The sequence below is a fragment of the Aeromicrobium tamlense genome (genome assembly GCF_013408555.1).
GTDB lineage: Bacteria > Actinomycetota > Actinomycetes > Propionibacteriales > Nocardioidaceae > Aeromicrobium > Aeromicrobium tamlense.
In genome coordinates this window covers 1,107,017-1,129,056 of sequence record NZ_JACBZN010000001.1, presented here as the reverse complement: position 1 = coordinate 1,129,056, position 22,040 = coordinate 1,107,017, and the positions used below count along the sequence as shown (strand labels likewise).

Below are 22,040 nucleotides of genomic sequence, written 5' to 3'. Positions count from 1 at the left end.
GGGCAGGATCGAGCCATGTCGATCGAGAGCGTGCAGGAGTTCCTGAGCGAGCACGGCCGCGGCGGCGCCATCCGCCGCACCGACGGATCCAGTGCCACCGTGGCCGAGGCCGCCGCGGCGTTCGGCGTCGAGCCGGCCCGGATCGCCAAGACCCTGTCCTTCCGCGGCGACTCCCCCGAGACCTGCATCCTGGTCGTGATGGCCGGGGACGCCCGCACCGACAACGCCGCGTTCAAGGCCCGCTTCGGCCGCAAGGCCACGATGCTCAAGGCCGACGAGGTCGAGGCGCTCACGGGTCACCCCGTGGGCGGCGTCTGCCCGTTCGCGAACCCCGAGAGCGCCACCGTGTTCCTCGACACGTCGTTGAAGCGCTTCGACACGGTGTTCCCCGCCGTCGGCAGCGCCGACTCGGCGATCGAGCTGACGCCTGCCGAGCTGGAGGTCCTGTCCGGCGCCTCCGCGTGGGTCACCGTGAGCCGCCTGGCCTGATCAGGCGGCCCCGCACGACACGCAGTGCGGCGAGCCGACGCGGCGGGGTGCCCCGCACGTGGAGCACTCGCCCACGACCTCGCGGCCGCAGCCGGCACAGTGGGCGCCCGGCATCCCGGCGTCCTGGTGCGGGAAGCCGCAGAACGGGCACTCCCCCTTGCGCACCCGCCGCCCGGGCAGCCGCGCCGCGAGGTACCTCTGCAGGACACGGAACGCCACCACCGTGGCCGCGACGCCGAGGGCTGACAGCACGAACGGCCCGAGATCGAGCGGGTCGATGTAGTCGGTGACGTAGTCGATCGCGAAGACCAGCGCCATCACCGCGCCGACGGCGGCGCCCGCGAACGCCAGCGTGAGATAGCGCGAGTCGCGCCGCCGCAGCCGCGCCATCAGCTGGTAGGCGCCGACGGTCCAGGCCGCGACGAACGCGAGGCGGATGCCCGCGACCAGCCACGCCTTGAGCCCGGAGCGGTTCTCCCGGTCGTAGTCCTCGCGTGCCTCGACGGCGGCCTTCTCGGCCGTGCTCGCCTGCTCGGTGGCCGTCGTCAGGGCGGCGTCAGCGCGCTCGTGCTCGCCCTGGGCCTGCTCGTACTCGGCACGCGCGGCCTGCACGCCCTCACCCTCCTGCAGGGCGACCTTGTACTCCTCACGCTCGAGGTCGAGCTGGACGAGCGCCTCGTCGCGGGCGGTCTCGGCGTCCCAGCGGGCGTCGGCCGTCTCCTGCTGCCGGTCCTCGGCCCGGACCACCGCGGAGTCGTCGACCGACGGCATCGCGTCGTCGACCCACGCCGGGACCTTCACGTAGAACCACACCGTGCCGACCAGCAGGAAGGCCGCGAGCAGGACCGCCAGCAGCCGCTCGCTGCGCGTGGACTCGATCTCCTCGGTGTTGACGCGGGTGCTCATCGGGACTCCTTCATGGGACGGGTGCGCGGGCGGAACGTAACGTCCAGCTCGCAGTCGAGGGCCGCGGCGATCCGCAGCAGGGTGTCGAGCTTCGGCGGCCGTGAGCCGGTCTCGAAGCGGGCGATCGCCGACTGGGTGGTGCCGCACAGGTCGGCCAGCTCGCGCTGGGACAGGCGGCGCACGGTGCGCTGCTCGACCACCTGTCGGGCGATGCCCTCGTAGAAGTCGTCGTGCTCGATCGGTCCTCGCATGCCGGGACCGTATCGCACGCGTGCTATGCCTGTCCATAGCACCCGTGCAATGTTCGCTCAGCACCTTGCACCCGCCTCGCGGTACCGTGGGCTGGAGTGAGACGTGCGTCACGCGCAGGCTCGGCTGAATCGCGACATCAATTCAGCCTGGAAATTCGGCGCTTCGCTTTCGCGAGTCTCGCCATGCGGACGATGGTTCCATCATTTGAGACGTCCGTTTGTTGGACCACCGTCTCACTGGACAGACTGTCTGCATGCTCGCCGCACAGACCACCTGGCTCGTGGAACGACTCCACGTCGACCTCGGTCGTGCGCGCTCCATGATGTGTCGTTGATCTGCCCCACCCCGCAGTCCTCAGCGCCGAGGCGACGACGCCCGCGCACCCGCACCGCGACAGAGAGCAACGATGTCTTCCTCCCCCGCAGCACCCGCACGTCCCCGCCGCCGTAAGGGCGAGGGCCAGTGGGCCCTGGGCTACCGCGAGCCCCTCAACGCCAACGAGCAGTCCAAGAAGGACGACAACCCGCTCAACGTGCGCGCCCGCATCGAGAACATCTACGCGCACCGGGGCTTCGAGAGCATCGACGGCGGCGACCTGCGCGGCCGGTTCCGCTGGTGGGGCCTCTACACCCAGCGCAAGGCCGGCATCGACGGCGGCAAGACCGCCACGCTCGAGCCCGAGGAGCTCGACGACTCCTACTTCATGATGCGCGTGCGCATCGACGGCGGTCAGCTCTCGCTCGAGCAGTTGCGCGCGATCGCCGACGTCTCGGTCGACTTCGGCCGCGGCTCGGCCGACGTCACCGACCGCCAGAACATCCAGTTCCACTGGATCGACGTCCGCGACGTCCCCACGATCTGGCAGCGCCTCGAGTCGGTCGGCCTGTCCACGCAGGAGGCCTGCGGCGACTGCCCCCGCGTCATCATGGGCAGCCCGGTCGCCGGCGTCTCGGCGGACGAGCTGATCGACGGCCGTCCCGCGATCGACGCGATCGAGAGCCGCTACATCGGCGACCAGGCCTTCTCGAACCTGCCCCGCAAGTTCAAGACCGCGATCAGCGGCCACCCCGGCCACGACGTCGTCCCGCAGATCAACGACGTCGCGTTCGTCGGCGCGGTCCACCCCGAGCACGGGCCCGGCTTCGACGTCTGGGTCGGCGGCGGCCTGTCCACCAACCCGCACCTGGCCCTGCGCCTGGGCGCTTGGGTGCCGCTCGACGAGGTCCCCGAGGTGTGGGAGGGCGTCGTCAGCATCTTCCGCGACTACGGCTACCGCCGGCTGCGCTCGCGTGCCCGACTGAAGTTCCTCGTCCAGGACTGGGGCATCGAGAAGTTCCGCGAGGTCCTCGAGACGAAGTACCTCGGGCGCCCGTTGATCGACCTCGACGCTCCCGCGGTCCCCGACACCCCGGTCGACCACGTGGGCGTGCACCGCCAGGTCGACGGACGCTTCTACGTCGGCGCCGCCACCACGGTGGGACGCATCTCCGGTCCGCTGCTCCAGCGGCTCGCCGACGTCGTCGAGGCCCATGGCTCCGCCCGCGTCGCGCTGACGCCGATGCAGAAGATCGTCGTCCTCGACGTCGAGGAGGACCGCGTCGAGTCGCTCGTCGCGGCGCTCGCCGAGCTCGGCCTGCACGCGCGTCCGTCGCAGTGGCGCCAGCACACGATGGCCTGCACCGGCATCGAGTACTGCAAGCTCGCGATCGTCAACACCAAGGACCGCGCCGCGGCGCTCATCGACGAGCTGGAGCAGCGCGTCCCCGAGCTCGACACGCCGATCACGGTCAACGTCAACGGCTGCCCGAACTCCTGCGCACGGATCCAGACCGCCGACATCGGCCTCAAGGGCCAGCTCGTCCTGAACGAGGACGGCCAGCAGGTCGAGGGCTTCCAGGTCCACCTCGGCGGCGCGCTCGGCCTCGACGCCGGGTTCGGCCGCAAGCTGCGCGCCCACAAGGTCACCGGCGACGAGCTGCCCGACTACGTCGAGAAGCTCTCGCGCACCTACCTGGCGAACCGCGAGGACGGCGAGTCCTTCGCCGCGTGGGTCGCCCGGGCCGACGAGGAGGTCTTGCGATGAGCGAGCGCCAGCGAGCGAACCTTTCAGCATCACGAGTCGCCACATCGCCGGACCGTTGCTTCTTCGAGGCGGTGTCGCGATGAGTGAACGCCTCGTCCCCTATTCGTGCCCGTACTGCGCCGACGAGGACCTGCGTCCTCACGGCGAGACGCACGGCGAGTGGGAGTGCCGCAGCTGTCTGCGCGCGTTCCGACTCAAGTTCCTGGGCCACCTGGCCCGCACCGACATCACCAGCACAGCACCGCAGGAAGGGAGGAATGCACGATGACCGCACCCGCACTGATCGCCCTGGCCCATGGCAGCCGCGATCCGCGATCGGCCGAGACCATCAACGCCCTCACGGAGGTGGTGGCGTGCATGCGCCCCGACCTGCGCGTGGAGACGGCGTTCCTGGACCTGTGCGGCCCGAGCTTCGACGAGGTCGTCGAGCAGCTGGCCGCGGAGGGCTTCGGCGAGATCGTCGTCGTGCCGCTGCTGCTGACCGAGGCGTACCACGCCAAGGTCGACGTCCCGGAGGTCGCGAAGGCCGCCTCGGCGAAGCACGACGTCCGCATCGAGGTGACGAAGGTCCTGGGCATCGAGGGCACGTTCCTCAACGTCCTCGACCGTCGCCTGCGCGAGGCGCTGCGCGAGAACCGCGTGCGTGAGCTCGACGCGCTCGTGCTGACCGGCGCCGGCTCGTCCGACCCGATGGCCAACGCGATGATCTCCCGCGCCGCCCGCGCGTGGGGTGCGCACCACAAGCTGCCCACGATCGCCGCGTTCGCCTCGAGCGTCCCGCCGGCGGCCAGCGAGGCCGTGCGCGCGCACCGCGCGGACGGTCGACGTCACATCGCCGTGGGCATGCTGTTCCTGGCGCCGGGCGTCCTGCCCGACCGCGCCAGGGAGCTCGCGCTCGAGGCCGGCGCCGTGGCGGTCGCCGAGCCGCTCGGTGTCGCCGACGAGGTCGCCGAGGTGATCCTGGCCCGCTACGCCGTGGGCGCGGTGGACCTGGTCCCGATGGACGCGCTCTTCGCCGACGTCTGAGAGCAACCGCCCGAGGGCGGAGGGAGGCGTCTGGTCACATCGTGGCCAGGCGCCTCTTCTGCTCCTCCACGTCGAAGTCGGCGGCCGGCCAGTCGAGGCCGAGCTCGGCCAGCGTCTCGCCGAGCATCGTGGCGATCGCCCAGTTGCGGTACCACTTGCGGCCCGCGGGGACGACGTGCCACGGGGCGTACTCGGTGGAGCAGCGCTCGAGGACGATCTCGTAGGCCTGCTGGTACTGAGGCCACAGGCTGCGCTCGTCGAGGTCGGCGGGGTTGTACTTCCAGAACTTCGTGGGGTCCTCGAGCCGCTCGGCGAGGCGCTCGCGCTGGTCGTCGGGGCTGATGTGCAGGAAGCACTTCAGCAGGACTCCCCCGCCGCCGGTGAACTCGCGCTCGAACGCGTTGATCTGCTCGTACCGCTGCTCGATCTCGTCGGCCGGGGCGAGCTCGCGCACGCGACCGATCAGGACGTCCTCGTACTGTGAGCGGTCGAAGACGCCGATCATGCCGGGCTCGGGCAGTCGCCGGCCGATCCGCCAGAGGAAGTCGTGCTCGCGCTCCTCGTCGGTGGGGGCCTTGAATGCGGTGATCGCCAGGCCCTGCGGGTCGACGAGACCGGCGACGTGGCGCAGCGTGCCGCCCTTGCCGGACGTGTCCATGCCCTGCAGCAGCAGAAGCACCTTGCGGTCGGTGGTGCCCGCGCGACCGTTGGCGAACAGCAGCTCCTGCAGGTCCATCAGCCGCGCGCCGATCTCGGGCAGCAGGCGCTTCGCGTCGCGCTTCGTTCCCGTGAATCCGGGGGTCGCGTCGGAGGGGTGCGCGGCCAGGTCGATCGGTCCGGTGGTCGCGAGGGTCGAGCGCAGGTCCGTCATCTCGGCAGTATGCCTCAGGTCGCCCTACGGTGGAGCCATGCCGGATCTGGATGAGCTCGCCGACCTGTACGCCTACCCCGAGTCCCACAAGCCGTGGCTGCGCACGAACTTCGTCGCCTCGGTCGACGGCGGGGTGCAGAACTCGCAGGGCCTCTCGGGCACGCTCGGCGGCGAGCAGGACGCCCGGCTGTTCCAGGTGCTGCGCAGCCTCGCCGACGTCGTGGTCGTGGGCGCGGGCACCGCGCGGGCCGAGGGCTACCGCCCGATCGGTGCGGACGCCATACACGAGACGCTGCGCGAGGACCGTCCCCGCGTGCCGCAGCTGGCCGTCGTCAGCCGCCACCTCGACATCCCGGAGTCGCTCCTGACGCCCGGGCTCATGGTGATCACGCCGGCCGCCTCCGACGCCGAGCGGCGGCAGGAGCTGTCGCAGTCCGTCGAGGTGATCGTCGCGGGCGAGCACGAGGTCGACTGGCCGGCCGTGCTCGACGCGTTCGCCGCCCGCGGCCTCGACCGGATCCTGTGCGAGGGCGGGCCCGACCTGCACGGGACGCTGGTCGACCTCGACCTCGTCGACGAGGTCTGCCTGACCGTGTCGCCGCACCTCCTCGGAGGCGCCGCGAAGCGGATGACCGAGGGCGCGCGACCCGTGGAGCTGCCGATGCGGCTGGGTCATGCGATCGACGACGACGGCGTGCTGCTCACACGCTGGGTCCGTGATCGGCGCGCGGCCTAGGCTGGGGACATGTACAACGTGGCCCTGCTGGTGGAGCGCCAGCTCATCGACCTCGACGCCGACCAGATCCTCGCCCTGCACGAGGGCGTCGACGACGAGGTCACCTATCACATGCTGCTGCCCGTGGACTCGTCCCCGGCGGCACTGAGCGCGTCCATGACGGCGTTCGGCGGGGCCCAGTTCGTCCCGCTCGAGGAGCCCGCCTCCTACACGCGCATCGAGGACGAGCTGCGCGCGGACGGTCAGCAGGAGCTCGACGCGTCCGCGGCCCTGCTCGTCGAGCGCGGGCAGAAGGTCACCACGAAGCTCGTGGAGTACGACCCGATCGACGCGCTGGTCGACCTCGTGAAGGAGCAGTCCTGCGACGAGGTCATCATCCTCACCGAGCCGCACGTCGTGCGTGAGTTCCTTCACCTCGACTGGACGTCGCGCGCGAGAAGAAAACTGGACGTCCCGACGTTGCACCTGTTGGAACACCTGACCTTCGACGAACAGGCGGAGATGTGAGCAACCCCACCGACAAGACCTACGCGGTCGACCGCAGCGACGACCAGTGGCGCGAGGACCTCAGCGCCGCCGAGTACCACGTGCTGCGCCAGGCCGGAACCGAGCGACCCTTCAGCAGCGACTACGAGCACGACCCCACGGTCGGCGTGTACCGCTGTCGCGGCTGCGGAGCCGAGCTGTTCCGCAGCGAGACCAAGTTCGACGCCCAGTGCGGCTGGCCGTCGTTCTACTCCCCCCTGGCCGAGGACCGCGTCGAGTACATCGAGGACTCCACGCTCGGCATGAAGCGCACCGAGGTCCGCTGCGCCAACTGCGGCTCCCACCTCGGCCACGTCTTCGCCGGCGAGGGCTTCGCCACGCCGACCGACCTGCGGTACTGCATCAACGGCATCGCCCTGGACCTCCAGGCCGACTGACCCGGGCTTCGCGCCTCCGGCGCGCGAGATCTGTAGCGGTATCCACCCTTTTCCGGCGCTTCCGCCGGAATTCGGGTGGATACCGCTACACATTTTCTGGGGTGCGCGCTTCCCCCTGTCCACAGGGCTGAGACGGAGGCTCCCGCGGAGCTCGCCTGGTCGCTAGGGTTCCTGCAACTCGGGTTCACACCATCGAGTCAGGGGGAACGATGCGGCTGGTCACGTCTGCCGTCATGGCGACACTCGCGCTCACACTGAGCGCCTGCGGCGGGGACGACCCGCCGCCACCCGAACCCAGCACGACGGCGACCACTGTCACCGAGCCTCCGCCGACCGTTCCGCCGAGGGCCGGTGATGACTCACCGCAAGGTGTGACCGATTTCGTCTCGTACTATCTGAAGGTTCTGTCCTACGCCCACTGGACCGGCCAGACGGCCGAGCTGTCCAGGCTGTCCGATCCCGGCTGCGACGCTTGTCAGTCCTACATCACAGCGATCCAGGATCTAGCAGAGGCTGGCGGGCAGATCACTGGCGGAGCTCGCACGTTCCAGGGCGCAAAGGGAGGCTACGTGCGAGACGGTGAGAGTCTCGTGACGATCGACATGAAGATCGCAGAGGGAACACGCCGCGAAGACCGGTCGTCCGAGCCAGAGAGCGTCTCCGCGTCGGAGATGCGACTCACCTTCGGAGTCACGGGCTCAGCGGACGGACGCCGCGTGACCGCGATATATCGGGGGGATGCGAAGTGATGGGGACCTTCATCGCGGCGTCAGCGATGTTGATCAGCACGGTCCTCGCTGGCGACCCTGACGTCGGCGAAGACCCGTTCCACGACGAGGGCGTCGTGATCTGGGACGAGAGGGAGACGTCGCCCCGCGACCAGGTCCCGGACTGGAATATCGACTACCGGCAGCCTCCGCCGACCGAGCACGTCCCCGATCCGTTCTACTGCCGTCCCGAGGCACCGTTCCCTAACGATGACTGCATCACCCGGCCCGAGCCGGCGGACCCAACCGAGGCGCCGGAGCGCGAGGTCAGGCCCGGCGACGTCGTCGAGGCGATCGAGCGCGTCGGGCTCCCACGGCTCCAGGTGGCGGTCCAGCCCGCGGGGTCGACGCTCGTGAACCTCGAGACGATCTTCTACACCAGCGCCACGCCGTTCGAACGATCAGTCGACATCCTCGACTCCACCGTCGACCTGCGCGCCACGCCCGCCGGCTACACCTGGCACCACGGCGACGGCACCACCCAGACCACCAGCAGCCCAGGCCGCCCCTACCCCGCCCTCGACATCGTCCACCGCTACCGCGAGCCAGGACGAGCCAGCGCACGCGTCGACGTCACCTACCGCGTGACCTACCGCATCGACGACGGCGACTGGCAGCAGCTCGACACCACCATCACCGCCACCGGCCCCGCCACGACCCTGCGCATCCGCGAAGCCAGACCCGTCCTCACCCGCTAGCGAAAGATGTGTAGCGGCATCCACGCCTTTCAGGCCGTCAGGCCCGAAAAAGGGTGGATACCGCTACACATCTCGCGCGCGGGGACCGCGTGACCGCGGCGCGGCGGTCAGGGCCAGAGCTGGGTGAGCTCGGGGAGCGAGAGGGCGCGGCCGGTGTAGAAGGGCAGCTCCTCGCGCACGTGGTTGCGGGCGCCGGTGGCGCGCAGCTCGCGCATGAGGTCGACGATGCGGTGCAGCTCGTCGGCCTCGAAGGCCAGCAGCCACTCGTAGTCGCCCAGAGCGAACGAGGCGATCGTGTTCGCGCGGACGTCGGCGTAGTCGCGGGCGGCCTCGCCGTGCTCGCGCAGCAGGTGGCGGCGCTCGTCGTCCGGCAGCAGGTACCACTCGTACGAGCGGACGAACGGGTACACGCAGATGTACTTCAGGGTGTTCTCGTCGGCGAGGAAGTTGGGGACGTGCGAACGGTTGAACTCCGCCGGGCGGTGCAGGCCCGCGTTCGACCACACGGGCGCCAGGTGCGAGCCCAGCTCGGTGCGGCGGAAGGCGTTGTAGGCGTCCTGCAACGCGTCGGCCGTGGCCGCGTGCCACCAGATCATCAGGTCGGCCTCGGCGCGCATGCCACTCAGGTCGTAGGTGCCGCGCACGACCACGTCGTCGAGCTTGTCGAACAGCGCGTCGACCTCGGCCGCCATCGCGGCCCGGTCACCGTCGCCGAGTGGACGCTCGACCCGGAACACCGAGTACATCGCGTACCGGATGGTGGAGTTGATCTGTTCGGGGTCGACCTCGTGCGAACTCATACGTCCATTCTCACCCGGCCATGGTTCGCTCGGCAGCAGCCCTCCCCGAAGCCACCACCGCGGCGATCCCGACGCCCTCGTAGGCCGCGCCGCACACCTCAAGACCCGGCACGGTCGCGACGTCGTCGAGCACGGTGCGAACGAGCTCGCGGTGCCCGACCTCGTACTGCGGGAGGCCACCGCCCCACCGCTGGACCGCCGACGCGGACACCGTGCCGAGCGAGCCGGCCGACGCCAGCACGGACCGCAGATCGGTGACGGCGAGGTCCACGAGCGCGGGGTCATCGCGCTGGAGCACGGCGGTGCCGCCGGCGCGGCCGATCGAGGCGCGCAGCACCGTGGCGCCGCCGGCCTCCTCGGCCAGCCAGGCCCACTTGCGCGACGAGAACGTGGCCGCCTTGATCTCCAGCGGCTCGACCGGCGGCACGAGGAAGCCGGTGCCCGCGGGCAGCTCGGCGCCCTCGAGCAGCAGCGACACCACCACCATCGAGGCGTAGTCGACGCCCGCCAGCGCGAACGCGGCCCGGGGCGCGGCCTCGGCCAGCAGTCGCGCGGCAGCCGGCGCGGGCGTGGCCATCACGACGGCGTCGAAGCGCTCGCGGACGGCAGCGGTCGTGGGCCCGACCACGAGCTCCCAGCCGTCACCGTCGCGACGGACCGAGCGGACGGTGGCTCCGGTGCGCACCTCGAAGCCGCCGGTCTCGACGACCGCTCCTGGCACGCGCCCGACTCCCCCGCGCACGCCCACCAGCGCCGGGCCCGAGGCCTTCGGCAGGGCAGCACGCTCGGCGGCACCAGCCAGCAGGTCGGGACCGAGCTCGGAGATCACCGGCGCCGCAGCCCGCAGCGAGAGGCGATCGGCGTGACCGGCGTACACACCGCCGAGCAGCGGCTCGACGAGGCGGTCGACGACGTCGCGGCCCAGCCGGTCGCCGACGAACTGCGCCACGGAGAGGTCCTCGTCGGGCACGGGCACCGCCACCGACGTCACCGGATCGGTGAGGATCCCGGACGCCTCCAGCGCGGACAGGTCGGTCGGCACGCCCATGATCGTGGGCGGCAGCGGCCGGAGCGCGCCGTGACTCCACACCATCGACGGGATCGGCTCGGGCGCGACGACGTCGCCGGACAGGCCTGCCGCGGCGACCAGCTCGAGCGCCTCGGGCCGCCGCGCCAGCATCGCCTCGGCCCCGACGTCCACGGTGAGGTCGCCCAGTCGCGCCTGGCGCAGCTTGCCGCCGATCTTGGGCGAGCCCTCGAGCACGACGGGCTCGGCGCCCGCGGCCGCGAGGTGGAACGCGGCGGACAGCCCGGCGATCCCGCCGCCGACGACGGCGACCCGCACGTCAGGCCTCCGGCTCGTAGGAGTGGACGAAGTCGACCAGGCGCGTCAGCGCGTCGGGGTCGGTGGCGGGCAGCACGCCGTGGCCGAGGTTGAACACGTGGCCGCGCGCGGCGCGTCCGGCCTCGATGACCTCGGCGGCCCGTGCGTGGACGACCTCGGTGGGGGCGAAGAGCAGCGTGGGGTCGAGGTTGCCCTGCACCGCCCTCGGGCCGACCCGGCCGATCGCGTCGGCCAGCGGCACGCGCCAGTCGACGCCCACGACGTCGGCACCGGCGTCGCCCATCCGCGACAGCAGCTCGCCCGTGCCGACGCCGAAGTGGATGCGCGGCACGTCGAGGTCGGCCACCGACTCGAGCACGGCGGTCGAGTGCGGCCGCACGTAGGTGTCGTAGTCCGCCGGCGACAGCGCGCCCGCCCACGAGTCGAACAGCTGGATCGCCGAGGCCCCGGCCTCGACCTGCAGCCGCAGGAACTGGCCCGCGATCGCCGCGATCCGCCCCAGCAGCGCGTGCCACAGGTCGGGGTTGCCGTACATCAGCTCCTTCGTACGGCGGTGGTCGCGCGACGGTCCGCCCTCGACGAGGTAGGACGCGAGCGTGAACGGCGCGCCCGCGAAGCCGATGAGCGGCGTGCCGTCGAGCTCCTGCACGAGGCCGCGCACGGCATCGGTGATCGAGGTGACGTCGTCGGGCTCGAGGTCGCGCAGCGCGCCCACCTGCTCGGCCGATCGGATCGGCTCGGCCACGACGGGCCCGGTGCCCGGCACGATGTCCAGGTCGACGCCGATCGCCTTCAGCGGCACCACGATGTCGGAGAAGAAGATCGCCGCGTCCACGCCGTGACGGCGGACCGGCTGCATCGTGATCTCGACGACCATGTCGGTGCGGAAGCACGACTCCAGCATCGGCACGCCCTCGCGGATCGCGAGGTACTCCGGCAGGGACCGACCGGCCTGACGCATGAACCACACCGGCGTGTGCGAGGGCTCCAGACCCCGGCAGGCCCGCAGGAACGGGCTCGTGATGGCATCGTCGAGGGGGGTGGTGCGAGCGTCGGTGGTCACGTCCCGAGTCTGTCACGCCCTGCGTGTCGAGCCCCCGGCCCCCGCGATCCGTGCCTAAGATCACGGTGTGGGCGCCCGAACCAAGCTTGAAGGCATCCCGGCACCGTTCACGCGGGCTGTCGAGGAGGTCAAGCGTGCCGTCGCGCGCCCCGAGCTCGAGATCGGCGAGATGCCGGCCCCGCAGCGGATCGCGCCCTTCGCGCACGCCATGACCGCCGACGTCGTCGTCGCCGGCGCCGACCTCGGCACCGGTCGCTTCATCCTGCTGCACGACCCGGCCGGCAACGAGGCCTGGGACGGCACGTTCCGCTGCGTCACGTTCGCCCGGGCCGACATCGAGCAGGAGATGGCCTCCGACCCGCTCATCACGCAGGTCGGCTGGAGTTGGCTGACCGATGCGCTCGACGGCGCCGGTGCCGAGCACGCGAACCCGGCCGGCAGCATCACCGTGGTCCGCTCCGAGGGGTTCGGCGCGATGGCCGACGACGAGACCGACGCCCAGATCGAGGTCCGGGCCTCGTGGACGCCGCACGGTGACCTCGAGCCGCACGCCGCGGCGTGGATGGAGCTGCTCGGCAAGCTGGCCGGCCTCCCCCCGATGGCGCCCGGCGTCGTCCCCCTCACGCGTAGGCGCTCGGCCCGTTGACGAACGAACCGGAAGAGATCATCCCCGACGAGGCGCCCGAGCCCGTCCTCCCCCGCCTCGGCCTCCGCGAGCCGCTGACCCCGGTCGTCGACACCGAGGACGCCCTGGCGCGCGCGTGCGCCGAGATCTCGCTGGGCGAGGGCCCGATCGCCCTCGACGCCGAGCGCGCGTCCGGCTACCGCTACTCCCAGCGCGCGTACCTCGTGCAGGTGCGTCGCGAGGGCTCCGGCTCGTGGCTGATCGACCCCATCGCCTTCCCCGACCTCACCGAGCTCGGCCTGGCCTTCGGCGACGCCGAGTGGATCCTGCACGCCGCCACCCAGGACCTGCCCTGCCTGGCCGAGGTCGGCCTGCGCCCCGCGTCGCTGTTCGACACCGAGCTCGCCGGGCGCCTGCTCAACCTGCCGCGCGTCGGCCTGGCGGCCCTCGTCGAGCACTACCTCGGGATGAGCCTGGCCAAGGAGTTCTCGGCGGCCGACTGGTCCACGCGGCCCCTGCCCGAGCCGTGGCTGGAGTACGCTGCCCTCGACGTCGAGGTCCTGCTCGAGCTGCGCGAGCTCGTGCTGGCCGACCTGGTCGCCGCCGGCAAGGACGGCTGGGCGCGCGAGGAGTTCGACGCCCTGCTGTCGTTCACCGGCCCGCCGGAGCGCAAGGACCCGTGGCGGCGCACCTCGAGCATCCACAAGATCCGCAGCCGCCGGTCGCTGGCCATCGTGCGCGCGCTGTGGCACGCCCGCGACGCCATCGCCGCCGACCGCGACGTCACGCCCGGGCGGATCCTGCCCGACGCGTCGATCGTCGCGCTCGCCACGCAGGCGCCGACCAGCCTCTCGGCGCTGAAGGACGACCCCACGATGCGTCGCCGCGGCCCGCGCCGGTTCCTCGACGACTGGTTCACGGCGATCGAGTCGGCGCTCGGCCTGCCCGAGGACGAGCTGCCCACCTCGGGCCAGCGCTCCGAGGGCCCGCCGCCGCCACGCGCCTGGGCAGACAAGGACCCCGTCGCCGCGGCCCGCCTCGTGCGGGTGCGCGCCGTGGTCGCCGGCATCGCCGAGGAGCACAACCTGCCGGCCGAGAACCTCGTGGGGCCCGCCCTCGTCCGCGGCCTCGCCTGGCAGCCGCCGGCCGACCTCGATCCCGAGTCGATCGCGGCCGAGCTGCGCGAGCGCGGCAGCCGGAACTGGCAGATCGAGCTGGTCGCGGCGCCCATCGCCGCGGCGCTCGTCGACCCCTGAGCCGCATCCGAACGAACCTGCGCGTCACCTCACCGCCGCGGGTCTACGCTCGAACGCATGGCCGACTTCCACAAGCCGTCGTTGCCCGGTGCCGCCCTGTTCGACGCGGTGCCCGACCGGGACGACCCGGCCGAGCGCACGGCGGCGGGCCATCGCATCGCGAACCTGCTGGTGCGCGGCGCGCACGACCCGAGCGATCGTGACCTGATCGACCGCGTCCTGCACCTGGCCGACTCCGAGGGCATGGGCGTCATCGCCGAGCTGTGGTCCAAGGCGCCGCCCGAGACCGTGGCGGGCGCCCTGTGGCGGCTCTACGTCCTGCGCACGTGGGTGCGCAACAACCCCGTGCAGGCGTCGCGCGAGTTCGCGGCCGGACGCGCCTACGCGCCGGTGCAGGAGGTCCTGGCCGGAGTCGTCGACCCGCCCGGGCCGAACGAGGTCATCGAGCTCGCGGACACCGTCGTGCGGGGCATCGTCACGGCGGACTTCGACGTCGCCCTCGACCGGGCCGCGGCCTTCGCGCACATCGTCGGCGTGGGCCGCGGACAGATCGACGACAGCGATCCGGCCAGTGCCGCGCGCCTCGTCGACACGGCGCGCCACCTGCGCGCCGCGGCCGAGGCCGAGCGACACGGAGAGCTGCACTGAGTTTGGGTCCGGTCGTCTAGGCTGGTTCCCGCGCCGGGTCGAGGTAGCCCCGGGTCCCAACATCAGCCGCTACGAGCGGCCACGCGCCGTGAGGCGCTCCCGACCCGGCGCGCCCCTCCCCCTCCACGCCCTCAGCGGGGCGCGAACGTCGTGTACGAGCGCGCGGGCGCCATCAGCTCGTCGAGCCCCTCGGAGTCCTGCGCCGTGGGGGTCCACTGCGCCGCCTGCGCGTTCGCGGCCACCTGCTCCGGGCGCGAGACGCCCGCGATCACCGAGGCCACCGCGGGACGCGACGCGAGCCCGCCCATCGCGAGCTCGAGCAGGCTGATCCCGCGCTCGTCGGCGAACGCCTGGAGCGCGTCGATCCGGTCCCAGTCCGCGCCCTCCCAGCGCGCCCGCTGACCTGCGAGGCGGGTGCCCGCCTCGGGCTCGGCGTCGCGCGAGTACTTGCCCGTCAGCAGCCCGTAGGCGAGCGGGAAGTACGGCAGGATCCCCACCTCCAGCTCGACACACGCCGGGACCAGCTCGACCTCGGCCGCCGGGTTGTAGAGCGAGTACTCGTTCTGCGCCGTCACGAAGTGCGCGAGGTCGGCCGTGCGCGACACCCAGTCGGCGTCGACGAGCTGCCAGGCCGTGAAGTTCGAGCAGCCGATCGCGCGGACCTTGCCCTCGTCGACGAGCTCGGTCATCGCGCCGAGGGTCTCCTCGACCGGCGTGCCCGGATCGGGCGTGTGCAGCTGGTAGAGGTCGATGACGTCGGTGCCGAGCCGCCGCAGGCTCGCCTCGGCCGCGCGGCGCACGTAGGCCGCGCTGCCGCGGCGTCCGCCGTCGTCGCCGTTGCGTCCCTGCATGTCCATGCCGAACTTCGTCGCGATCACCACCTCGTCGCGCCGGCCGCGCAGCGCGGCGCCCAGGAGCGTCTCGCTCTCGCCGAGGGAGTAGGTGTCGGCCGTGTCGAAGAATCGCACGCCGTGCTCGAAGGCCGCGTCGACGACGGCGGCCACCTGGTCGCCGTCGATGCGCGCTCCGAACGCGTTGCAGCCGATCCCCACCGGTCCGACCTCGATGCCGCTCGTGCCCAGGACGTGTCGTGTGCTCACGCCCCCACCGTAGGACGGTTACACTCGCCGGGTGATCCGGACCACCCACGCCGCGCGACGTCTCGTCGCGGCCCTGGCCGCCGTGCTGCTCGCCGGCATGCTGGGACTGGGTGCCGTCGCCGGTTTCTCCGGCTCGGACCGTCGGGCCAGCGGCACGACGATGTCGGCCGGCCAGGACGGTCCCGCGCAGCCCCGGGTCACGGTCGCGAAGGCGACCTCCGACGATCACGCGATCTCCGTCGACCTGCCCGCGGGCACGATCGACGCCGCGCTGACCCTCACGGCGGCCGGCCTCGTGGCCCTGGCCGTGGCACTCGTCGTCGCGCAGGTGGGTCGGGCCGTCCCGGCGCCCGCCGGCCGCGCCCCGCCGCTGGCCTGACCGGATCCCCGGTCCGTCCCGCCACCCCTGTTCTTCCTCGCCGCGCCCCGCGGCCCCCATCGAAAGTCACCCATGCGCTCCAAGACCAACTTCTGGCGCGGGCTGATCTGCCTCGCCGTCATCGTCGGGTCGATCGCCGTCGCGTTCACCATGAAGCCCAACCTGGGCCTCGACCTGCGCGGCGGCACGCAGCTCACCCTCGAGACGAAGTCCACCGATCGCGTCACGGCCGACGCCGAGTCCACCGACCGGGCCCTCGAGGTCCTGCGCGGCCGCGTCGACGCCCTCGGCGTCTCCGAGCCCACGCTCGCGCGCTCGGGCGACAAGCGGATCATCGTCGAGCTCCCCAACGTCCAGGACCCGAAGAAGGCCGCCGAGGTCATCGGCCAGACGGCCAGCCTGGAGTTCCGTGAGGTCAAGGCTCCGGCCGACGAGAGCACCAAGCCCGCGAAGGGTGAGGTCGTCCTGCCCGACGAGTCCGGCCAGAGCCTGCTCCTGGGCCCCGTCGCGTTCGACGGCAACGGCATCAGTGACGCCAACGCCGCGCTCCCCCAGCAGGGCCTGGGCGACTGGGTCGTCAACGTGGAGTTCAACGGCACCGGCCGCGGGCCGTGGCGCGACCTGGTCACCTCGGCCTGCCAGAACACCGCCGCGGGCAACCGCATCGCGATCATCCTGGACAACGAGGTCATCTCCTCGCCCGGCATCGTCCCCGAGCTGTGCCAGTCCGGCGGCGGCAGCTCCACCAGCATCACCGGCGACTTCACGCAGGCCAGCGCCGAGGACCTCGCCGCGCTGATCAAGGGCGGCGCGCTGCCCGTGCCGGTCGAGATCATCGACCAGCGCACCGTCGGCCCGACGCTCGGCGCCGCAGCCATCGACGCCTCCATCCAGGCCTCGATCATCGGTCTGGCCCTCACCGGCCTCTTCATCATCTTCATCTACCGCCTCACCGGCGTGATGGCCACGATCGCCCTGTGCGTCTACGCCCTCATCTCCTACGGCGCACTGGTCCTGCTGGGCGCCACCCTGACCCTGCCCGGCCTCGCCGGCTTCGTGCTCGCGATCGGTCTGGCCATCGACGCCAACGTCCTGGTCTACGAACGAGCGCGCGAGGAGTATCACGAGAATCCGAAGGCCGGTCTGCTCTCGGCCCTGACCACCGGCTTCTCCAAGGCCTGGTCCGCGATCATCGACTCCAACGTCACCACCGTCCTCGCGGCGCTGCTCCTGTTCTTCCTGTCCGCCGGACCGGTCAAGGGCTTCGGCATCACGCTGACCATCGGCGTCATCGCCTCGATGTTCTCCGCGCTCGTCGTGGCCCGCTGGCTGACCGAGTGGCTGGTCAAGCGCGGCTGGGTGCGCCAGCACCCGCAGGTCAGCGGCATCGCCGGCATCTCCAGCGTGCGTCGCTGGCTGAACGACCACGGCCCCTACCTCGTGCGTCGCGCGGGCATGTGGGTCGCGGTCTCGCTGGCCGTGGCCGCGGTCGCCATCGGCGGCATCGTGGTGCGCGGCCTCGACCTCGGCGTCGAGTTCGCCGGTGGTCGCCAGATCGAGTACACGACCGCAGAGGAGATCACCCCCGACCAGGCCCGCGAGGCGGTCGCGGACGCCGGCTTCCCCGAGGCCGTGGTCCAGTCGTCCTCGGGCGACGGCGGCGAGAACATCTCGGTTCGCCTGCCCAACATCGACGAGGACCAGGCCGAGCAGGTCCGTGCCTCGATCGCCGAGGTCGGCGGCGAGACCGTCCAGGTCCGCTCCGACACGATCGACCCCACGCTCGGCAAGGAGCTGCGCAACAAGGCGATCCTGGCGTTCCTCATCGCGGTGGCGGCCCAGATGGCGTACCTCGCCTGGCGCTTCCGCTGGACCTGGGCCGCGGCCGCCATCGTCTCGATGGCGTCGGTCGTGCTGGCCGTGGTCGGCGTGTTCGCCTGGTGGGGCAAGCCGATCGACGGCGTGTTCCTCGCCGCGATCCTGTCCATCATCGGCCTGGCGGTCAACGACTCGATCGTCGTCCTCGACCGCATCCGAGAACGCACGCGCACCCGGGACATCCCGTTGCGCGAGATGGTCAACGAGGCGATCCTGTCGACGCTGCCACGAACGATCAACACCGCCATGGGTGCCACGTTCATCCTCGCGGCGCTCATGTTCCTCGGCGGCGACTCGCTGCGCGACTTCTCGATCGCGGTGCTGCTGGGCCTGCTGTTCGGCCACTTCTCCACCGTGTTCACGGCGGCCACGCTCGGCCTGCTGCTGGAGGAGCGCTGGCCGTACAACCCGGACAAGGACCCGCGGAACAAGGTCGATCCGTACGCCCACATCGTCGACGGGCGCGGCATGCCGGACGAGGGCGCGATCGTCTGATCGCGCGGTACCGTTCGGGTCATGACGACCCCGCCGAACGACCCGCAGCCGGATCCCGATCCGCACGCGGGCGACCACGATCCGACGGTGCGGTTCGGCGGGGCACAGCCCCCGCCTCCCCCGCCTCCGCCGCCGCCTCCGGGTGCGTCCTTCCCGCCCCCGCCCCCTCCGGGGCAGGGTCCGGGCTGGGGCGTCCCGGGGGCGCCGTACGGGATCGACCCGAAGACCGGCATCCCGTTCTCGGACAAGTCCAAGATCGTCGCGGGCCTGCTCCAGCTGATCATCCCGCTGGGGATCGGCCGGTTCTACACCGGACACACGAGCATGGGCGTCGCCCAGCTGGTGGTCACCCTCGTCACGTGCGGCATCGGTGCGCTGTGGCCGTTCATCGACGGGATCCTGATCCTCGTGTCGGACTCCAAGGACGCTAACGGGCGCCCGCTCAGGTCCTGATCGGACGCGTGTGACACACGGTGCGATGATGGGGTCATGGCCATCGCGAACCACGTGGTCGACCTCATCGGCGACACTCCCCTAGTCCGGCTGAACTCCGTCGTACCCGAAGGCGCGGCCACCGTCGTGGCCAAGCTCGAGTACCTGAACCCCGGAGGCAGCGCCAAGGACCGCATCGCGGTCAAGATGGTCGACGAGGCCGAGGCGTCCGGTGCGCTCAAGCCGGGCGGCACCATCGTCGAGCCCACCTCGGGCAACACGGGGGTCGGCCTCGCGCTCGTCGCGCAGCAGCGCGGCTACTCGTGCATCTTCGTGTGCCCCGACAAGGTCAGCGAGGACAAGCGCAACACGCTCAAGGCGTACGGCGCGCAGGTCGTGGTGTGCCCCACGGCGGTCCCGCCGGACCACCCGGACTCCTACTACAACGTCTCCGACCGGCTCGTGCGCGAGACCCCGAACGCCTGGAAGCCCGACCAGTACTCGAACCCGGCCGGTCCCGCCAGCCACTTCGAGACGACGGGCCCGGAGATCTGGCGTGACACCGACGGTCGCGTCACGCACTTCGTCGCGGGCGTCGGCACCGGCGGCACCATCACGGGAGCCGGTCGCTACCTCAAGCAGCAGAACCCCGACCTCAAGGTCATCGGCGCCGACCCCGAGGGCTCGGTCTACTCCGGTGGCTCGGGTCGCCCGTACCTCGTCGAGGGCGTCGGCGAGGACTTCTGGCCCTCGGCCTACGACCCCGCGATCCCCGACGAGATCATCGCCGTCTCGGACGCCGACTCGTTCGACATGACCCGCCGCCTCGCCCGCGAGGAGGGCCTGCTCGTCGGCGGCTCGTGCGGCATGGCGGTCGTCGCCGCCGTGCGCGTGGCCGAGCGACTCGGCCCCGACGACCTCGTCGTCGTGCTGCTGCCCGACGGCGGCCGCGGCTACCTGTCGAAGATCTTCAACGACGACTGGATGGCGTCCTACGGCTTCCTGCGGACGCCGCTCGACGGCCACGCCGCCGACCTGCACGTGAGCGACATCCTGCGTCGCAAGAGCGGCGCGATGCCGGCCCTGGTGCACACGCACCCGTCCGAGACGGTGCGCGACGCGATCGAGATCCTGCGCGAGTACAACGTCTCGCAGATGCCGGTCGTCGGTCCCGAGCCGCCGGTCGTGATCGGCGAGGTCGCCGGCAGCGTGAGCGAGCGCGAGCTCGTCAGCGCCGTCTTCGAGGGCCGCGCCCAGCTGACCGACGCGGTCGCCCAGCACATGGAGCCGCCGTTGCCGATCATCGGCTCCGGCGAGGACCTCGCCGCCGCCCTCGACGCGTTCAAGGGCAGCGACGCGCTGATGGTCGTCGACGAGGGCAAGCCACTCGGCGTCCTCACCCGCCACGACCTGTTGGGAGTGCACGTATGAGCGAGAACGGCGGAGGCTTCTCCACCCGCGCGATCCACGCCGGCCAGGACCCGGACCCGCGCACCGGCGCGGTCAACATCCCGATCTACGCCAGCTCCACGTTCGCGCAGGACGGCGTCGGCGGCATGCGCGAGGGCTTCGAGTACGCCCGCACCGGCAACCCCACCCGTCGGGCGCTCGAGGCCAACCTCGCCGCGCTCGAGGGAGGCACGTACGGCCGGGCGTTCTCTTCCGGCATGGCGGCCACCGACACGGCCCTGCGTGCGATCCTGCGTCCGGGCGACCACCTCGTGATCCCCGACGACGCGTACGGCGGCACGTTCCGGCTCATCGACAAGGTGTTCTCGCACTGGGGCATCGAGCACACGCCGGCGCCGGTCAACGACCCCGAGGCCATCGCCGCGGCGATCACCGATCGCACGAAGCTGGTCTGGCTCGAGACGCCCACGAACCCGCTGCTGAACGTGGCCGACATCGAGGCCGTCTCGGCGATCGCGCGCGACGCCGGCGCCCGGCTGCTCGTCGACAGCACGTTCGCCTCGCCGTACCTCCAGCAGCCGCTGGCCCTCGGCGCCGACATCGTGCTGCACTCGTCCACGAAGTACCTGGGCGGTCACAGTGACGTCGTCGGTGGCGCGCTGGTCACGTCGGACGCCGAGCTCGACGAGGCGTTCGCGTTCCTGCAGAACGGCGCGGGCGGCGTGCCCGGTCCGTTCGACGCCTACCTGACGATGCGCGGGATCAAGACCCTCGCCGTCCGCATGGACCGCCACTGCGACAACGCCGAGGCGATCGCGCGGATGCTCGTCGACCACGACGCCGTCAGCCACGTGAGCTACCCCGGCCTGCCCGACCACCCCGGTCACGAGGTGGCCGCGCGCCAGATGCGCCGCTTCGGCGGCATGATCTCGCTGCGACTGGCCGGCGGTCGCGAGGCCGCGCTCGACCTGTGCTCGCGGACGAAGGTGTTCACGCTCGCCGAGAGCCTCGGCGGCGTCGAGTCGCTCATCGAGCACCCCGGTGCGATGACCCACGCCTCCACGGCCGGGTCGCAGCTCGAGGTGCCCGAGGACCTGGTCCGCCTGTCGGTCGGGATCGAGGACGTCGAGGACCTCCTGGAGGACCTGGAGCAGGCTCTGGCCTGAGACTCGAGTCACTACGGCGGCGCTCAGCCGTTCGTTAGGCTCGAGGTCATGTCCCGCAAAGGTCCTGCCACCGGTCTGTCCTGGCTCCAACTGGTGGCCGGTGCACTCGCCGCGATGACCTCTGCGTGGGTCGCGTCGTACCTCGGCGTGGCCGGCACGATCATCGGCGCGGCGGTCGGCAGCCTCGTGGCGTCGATCGCCAGCGCCCTCTACGTGCGCGGCCTCGACCGCGGCACGACGTTCATCACCGAGAGCGGCACCGTGGTCTCGCGCGCGGCGCCCGCCGGCGAGGTGGAGGGAGTCGAGGAGGGCGAGATCCTCGTCACCGAGCACGAGTCGACCGTGGCCGTCGAGGACTCCGAGCGAGCCTTCTCGTGGAAGCGCGTCCTGACCTGGACCGCGCTGGGCCTGGGCACGGCGCTGCTGGTCATCGGCGGGTACGAGCTGGCCACCGGGTCCTCGTTCGGCAAGGCCGACAACCCCACGATCAGCCGCCCGTGGCAGGACCGCGGCAGCGGCGGCGAGTCGAACGACGAACCGGCGCCCTCGGAGTCGACGCGGCCCACCGCGGACCCGACCGCCGACCCCACCACGGCTCCGACGACGGCGCCCACGACGGCCCCGACGACCGCACCCGCGCCCGCGCCGCAGGTGCCGGATCCGACCACCGCGCCCACGGTCGAGCCCACGCC

The 22,040-nt window shown here is 71.7% G+C and carries 25 protein-coding genes; 17 read left to right on the top strand and 8 right to left on the bottom strand.

Going from position 1 to position 22,040, the window contains the following annotated elements:
* Nucleotides 1-15 precede the first annotated feature (15 nt).
* Entirely contained in the window at nucleotides 16-489 is a 474-nt protein-coding gene (locus tag BJ975_RS05625; protein ID WP_179424207.1) for a YbaK/EbsC family protein, read from the top strand.
* Here BJ975_RS05625 and BJ975_RS05620 read toward each other — a convergent pair whose 3' ends face one another.
* Entirely contained in the window at nucleotides 490-1,395 is a 906-nt protein-coding gene (locus BJ975_RS05620; RefSeq protein ID WP_179424206.1) for a hypothetical protein, read from the bottom strand.
* Complete coding sequence (locus BJ975_RS05615; RefSeq protein ID WP_179424205.1) at nucleotides 1,392-1,646, bottom strand: helix-turn-helix domain-containing protein; 255 nt, start codon at nucleotides 1,644-1,646, stop codon at nucleotides 1,392-1,394. The genes BJ975_RS05620 and BJ975_RS05615 overlap by 4 nt, the downstream gene beginning before the upstream one ends.
* A gap of 407 nt (nucleotides 1,647-2,053) precedes the next feature.
* Here BJ975_RS05615 and BJ975_RS05610 point away from each other — a divergent pair, with 407 nt between their 5' ends.
* The 3 genes from BJ975_RS05610 to BJ975_RS05600 all read left to right on the top strand — a co-directional run bounded on the left by BJ975_RS05610 (nucleotide 2,054) and on the right by BJ975_RS05600 (nucleotide 4,756).
* Complete coding sequence (locus BJ975_RS05610) at nucleotides 2,054-3,730, top strand: nitrite/sulfite reductase (protein WP_179424204.1); 1,677 nt, start codon at nucleotides 2,054-2,056, stop codon at nucleotides 3,728-3,730.
* A gap of 79 nt (nucleotides 3,731-3,809) precedes the next feature.
* Nucleotides 3,810-3,998, top strand: coding sequence for a hypothetical protein (locus BJ975_RS05605; RefSeq protein ID WP_179424203.1), 189 nt, complete (start codon nucleotides 3,810-3,812; stop codon nucleotides 3,996-3,998).
* Nucleotides 3,995-4,756: a sirohydrochlorin chelatase gene (locus tag BJ975_RS05600; protein WP_179424202.1), complete on the top strand. Its 762-nt coding sequence runs from the start codon at nucleotides 3,995-3,997 to the stop codon at nucleotides 4,754-4,756. Before BJ975_RS05605 ends, BJ975_RS05600 begins: the two co-directional genes overlap by 4 nt.
* A 34-nt stretch (nucleotides 4,757-4,790) precedes the next feature.
* On the opposite strand, the gene BJ975_RS05595 is transcribed toward BJ975_RS05600, so the two are convergent.
* Nucleotides 4,791-5,627 (bottom strand): PPK2 family polyphosphate kinase, encoded by an 837-nt coding sequence (locus BJ975_RS05595; RefSeq protein ID WP_179424201.1) that lies wholly within the window; start codon nucleotides 5,625-5,627, stop codon nucleotides 4,791-4,793.
* A gap of 37 nt (nucleotides 5,628-5,664) precedes the next feature.
* Between BJ975_RS05595 and BJ975_RS05590 the strand changes: the two genes are divergently transcribed.
* From BJ975_RS05590 to BJ975_RS05570, 5 genes are all read left to right on the top strand, one after another.
* Complete coding sequence (locus tag BJ975_RS05590; RefSeq protein WP_179424200.1) at nucleotides 5,665-6,363, top strand: pyrimidine reductase family protein; 699 nt, start codon at nucleotides 5,665-5,667, stop codon at nucleotides 6,361-6,363.
* Between the two features lie 9 nt (nucleotides 6,364-6,372).
* Nucleotides 6,373-6,870, top strand: a complete 498-nt coding sequence (locus tag BJ975_RS05585; protein ID WP_179424199.1) for a universal stress protein — start codon at nucleotides 6,373-6,375, stop codon at nucleotides 6,868-6,870.
* The gene (gene msrB / locus BJ975_RS05580; RefSeq protein ID WP_179424198.1) at nucleotides 6,867-7,286 is read left to right on the top strand and encodes a peptide-methionine (R)-S-oxide reductase MsrB; all 420 of its coding nucleotides are present in this window, start codon (nucleotides 6,867-6,869) and stop codon (nucleotides 7,284-7,286) included. Before BJ975_RS05585 ends, msrB begins: the two co-directional genes overlap by 4 nt.
* A 209-nt stretch (nucleotides 7,287-7,495) precedes the next feature.
* Nucleotides 7,496-8,035 (top strand): DUF6318 family protein, encoded by a 540-nt coding sequence (locus BJ975_RS05575; RefSeq protein ID WP_179424197.1) that lies wholly within the window; start codon nucleotides 7,496-7,498, stop codon nucleotides 8,033-8,035.
* Nucleotides 8,036-8,061: 26 nt separating this feature from the next.
* Nucleotides 8,062-8,751, top strand: a complete 690-nt coding sequence (locus BJ975_RS05570; protein WP_179424196.1) for a hypothetical protein — start codon at nucleotides 8,062-8,064, stop codon at nucleotides 8,749-8,751.
* Between the two features lie 107 nt (nucleotides 8,752-8,858).
* Here the strand turns inward: BJ975_RS05570 and hemQ are convergent, their stop codons facing one another.
* From hemQ to hemE, 3 genes are read right to left on the bottom strand one after another with little or no spacing between them, the layout of a single operon-like run.
* Entirely contained in the window at nucleotides 8,859-9,551 is a 693-nt protein-coding gene (gene hemQ, locus BJ975_RS05565; protein WP_179424195.1) for a hydrogen peroxide-dependent heme synthase, read from the bottom strand.
* Between the two features lie 10 nt (nucleotides 9,552-9,561).
* Nucleotides 9,562-10,896 carry a protoporphyrinogen oxidase gene (hemG, locus tag BJ975_RS05560; RefSeq protein WP_179424194.1) on the bottom strand — a complete coding sequence of 445 codons (1,335 nt, stop codon included), beginning with the start codon at nucleotides 10,894-10,896 and terminating at the stop codon, nucleotides 9,562-9,564.
* Nucleotide 10,897: 1 nt separating this feature from the next.
* A complete protein-coding gene (gene hemE, locus BJ975_RS05555) occupies nucleotides 10,898-11,959 on the bottom strand; it encodes a uroporphyrinogen decarboxylase (protein ID WP_179424193.1) in 1,062 nt (353 codons plus the stop codon).
* Between the two features lie 67 nt (nucleotides 11,960-12,026).
* Here hemE and BJ975_RS05550 point away from each other — a divergent pair, with 67 nt between their 5' ends.
* The 3 genes from BJ975_RS05550 to BJ975_RS05540 are packed head-to-tail and all read left to right on the top strand — an operon-like array spanning nucleotide 12,027 to nucleotide 14,488.
* Nucleotides 12,027-12,605 carry a DUF3000 domain-containing protein gene (locus BJ975_RS05550; protein ID WP_179424192.1) on the top strand — a complete coding sequence of 193 codons (579 nt, stop codon included), beginning with the start codon at nucleotides 12,027-12,029 and terminating at the stop codon, nucleotides 12,603-12,605.
* On the top strand, nucleotides 12,602-13,840 hold the full coding sequence (locus BJ975_RS05545) for an HRDC domain-containing protein (RefSeq protein ID WP_179424191.1): 1,239 nt from the start codon (nucleotides 12,602-12,604) through the stop codon (nucleotides 13,838-13,840). Before BJ975_RS05550 ends, BJ975_RS05545 begins: the two co-directional genes overlap by 4 nt.
* 57 nt (nucleotides 13,841-13,897) lie before the next feature.
* Nucleotides 13,898-14,488 (top strand): hypothetical protein, encoded by a 591-nt coding sequence (locus BJ975_RS05540; RefSeq protein ID WP_179424190.1) that lies wholly within the window; start codon nucleotides 13,898-13,900, stop codon nucleotides 14,486-14,488.
* A 131-nt stretch (nucleotides 14,489-14,619) separates the two neighbouring features.
* Here the strand turns inward: BJ975_RS05540 and BJ975_RS05535 are convergent, their stop codons facing one another.
* The gene (locus BJ975_RS05535) at nucleotides 14,620-15,588 is read right to left on the bottom strand and encodes an aldo/keto reductase (RefSeq protein WP_317628284.1); all 969 of its coding nucleotides are present in this window, start codon (nucleotides 15,586-15,588) and stop codon (nucleotides 14,620-14,622) included.
* Between the two features lie 31 nt (nucleotides 15,589-15,619).
* Between BJ975_RS05535 and BJ975_RS05530 the strand changes: the two genes are divergently transcribed.
* The 5 genes from BJ975_RS05530 (at nucleotide 15,620) to BJ975_RS05510 (ending at nucleotide 21,348) form a co-directional block, all read left to right on the top strand.
* A complete protein-coding gene (locus tag BJ975_RS05530) occupies nucleotides 15,620-15,967 on the top strand; it encodes a hypothetical protein (protein ID WP_179424189.1) in 348 nt (115 codons plus the stop codon).
* A 72-nt stretch (nucleotides 15,968-16,039) separates the two neighbouring features.
* Complete coding sequence (gene secD / locus BJ975_RS05525) at nucleotides 16,040-18,340, top strand: protein translocase subunit SecD (protein ID WP_179424188.1); 2,301 nt, start codon at nucleotides 16,040-16,042, stop codon at nucleotides 18,338-18,340.
* A 21-nt stretch (nucleotides 18,341-18,361) separates the two neighbouring features.
* Nucleotides 18,362-18,793, top strand: coding sequence for a TM2 domain-containing protein (locus BJ975_RS05520; RefSeq protein WP_179424187.1), 432 nt, complete (start codon nucleotides 18,362-18,364; stop codon nucleotides 18,791-18,793).
* Between the two features lie 36 nt (nucleotides 18,794-18,829).
* Nucleotides 18,830-20,203, top strand: a complete 1,374-nt coding sequence (locus BJ975_RS05515; RefSeq protein WP_179424186.1) for a cystathionine beta-synthase — start codon at nucleotides 18,830-18,832, stop codon at nucleotides 20,201-20,203.
* Nucleotides 20,200-21,348, top strand: coding sequence for a cystathionine gamma-synthase (locus BJ975_RS05510; RefSeq protein ID WP_179424185.1), 1,149 nt, complete (start codon nucleotides 20,200-20,202; stop codon nucleotides 21,346-21,348). The genes BJ975_RS05515 and BJ975_RS05510 overlap by 4 nt, the downstream gene beginning before the upstream one ends.
* A 209-nt stretch (nucleotides 21,349-21,557) precedes the next feature.
* On the opposite strand, the gene BJ975_RS17250 is transcribed toward BJ975_RS05510, so the two are convergent.
* Nucleotides 21,558-22,016, bottom strand: coding sequence for a hypothetical protein (locus BJ975_RS17250; RefSeq protein ID WP_396336571.1), 459 nt, complete (start codon nucleotides 22,014-22,016; stop codon nucleotides 21,558-21,560).
* Nucleotides 22,017-22,040: the final 24 nt, after the last annotated feature.

Excerpts from the sequence above, each read along its gene's own strand:
- BJ975_RS05625 (WP_179424207.1), top strand. The coding sequence starts at position 16 with ATGTCGATCGAGAGCGTGCAGGAGTTCCTGAGCGAGCACGGCCGCGGC.
- BJ975_RS05620 (WP_179424206.1), bottom strand. The coding sequence starts at position 1,395 with ATGAGCACCCGCGTCAACACCGAGGAGATCGAGTCCACGCGCAGCGAG.
- BJ975_RS05615 (WP_179424205.1), bottom strand. The coding sequence starts at position 1,646 with ATGCGAGGACCGATCGAGCACGACGACTTCTACGAGGGCATCGCCCGA.
- BJ975_RS05610 (WP_179424204.1), top strand. The coding sequence starts at position 2,054 with ATGTCTTCCTCCCCCGCAGCACCCGCACGTCCCCGCCGCCGTAAGGGC.
- BJ975_RS05605 (WP_179424203.1), top strand. The coding sequence starts at position 3,810 with ATGAGTGAACGCCTCGTCCCCTATTCGTGCCCGTACTGCGCCGACGAG.
- BJ975_RS05600 (WP_179424202.1), top strand. The coding sequence starts at position 3,995 with ATGACCGCACCCGCACTGATCGCCCTGGCCCATGGCAGCCGCGATCCG.
- BJ975_RS05595 (WP_179424201.1), bottom strand. The coding sequence starts at position 5,627 with ATGACGGACCTGCGCTCGACCCTCGCGACCACCGGACCGATCGACCTG.
- BJ975_RS05590 (WP_179424200.1), top strand. The coding sequence starts at position 5,665 with ATGCCGGATCTGGATGAGCTCGCCGACCTGTACGCCTACCCCGAGTCC.
- BJ975_RS05585 (WP_179424199.1), top strand. The coding sequence starts at position 6,373 with ATGTACAACGTGGCCCTGCTGGTGGAGCGCCAGCTCATCGACCTCGAC.
- BJ975_RS05575 (WP_179424197.1), top strand. The coding sequence starts at position 7,496 with ATGCGGCTGGTCACGTCTGCCGTCATGGCGACACTCGCGCTCACACTG.
- BJ975_RS05570 (WP_179424196.1), top strand. The coding sequence starts at position 8,062 with ATGTTGATCAGCACGGTCCTCGCTGGCGACCCTGACGTCGGCGAAGAC.
- hemQ (WP_179424195.1), bottom strand. The coding sequence starts at position 9,551 with ATGAGTTCGCACGAGGTCGACCCCGAACAGATCAACTCCACCATCCGG.
- BJ975_RS05540 (WP_179424190.1), top strand. The coding sequence starts at position 13,898 with ATGGCCGACTTCCACAAGCCGTCGTTGCCCGGTGCCGCCCTGTTCGAC.
- secD (WP_179424188.1), top strand. The coding sequence starts at position 16,040 with ATGCGCTCCAAGACCAACTTCTGGCGCGGGCTGATCTGCCTCGCCGTC.
- BJ975_RS05520 (WP_179424187.1), top strand. The coding sequence starts at position 18,362 with ATGACGACCCCGCCGAACGACCCGCAGCCGGATCCCGATCCGCACGCG.
- BJ975_RS05515 (WP_179424186.1), top strand. The coding sequence starts at position 18,830 with ATGGCCATCGCGAACCACGTGGTCGACCTCATCGGCGACACTCCCCTA.
- BJ975_RS05510 (WP_179424185.1), top strand. The coding sequence starts at position 20,200 with ATGAGCGAGAACGGCGGAGGCTTCTCCACCCGCGCGATCCACGCCGGC.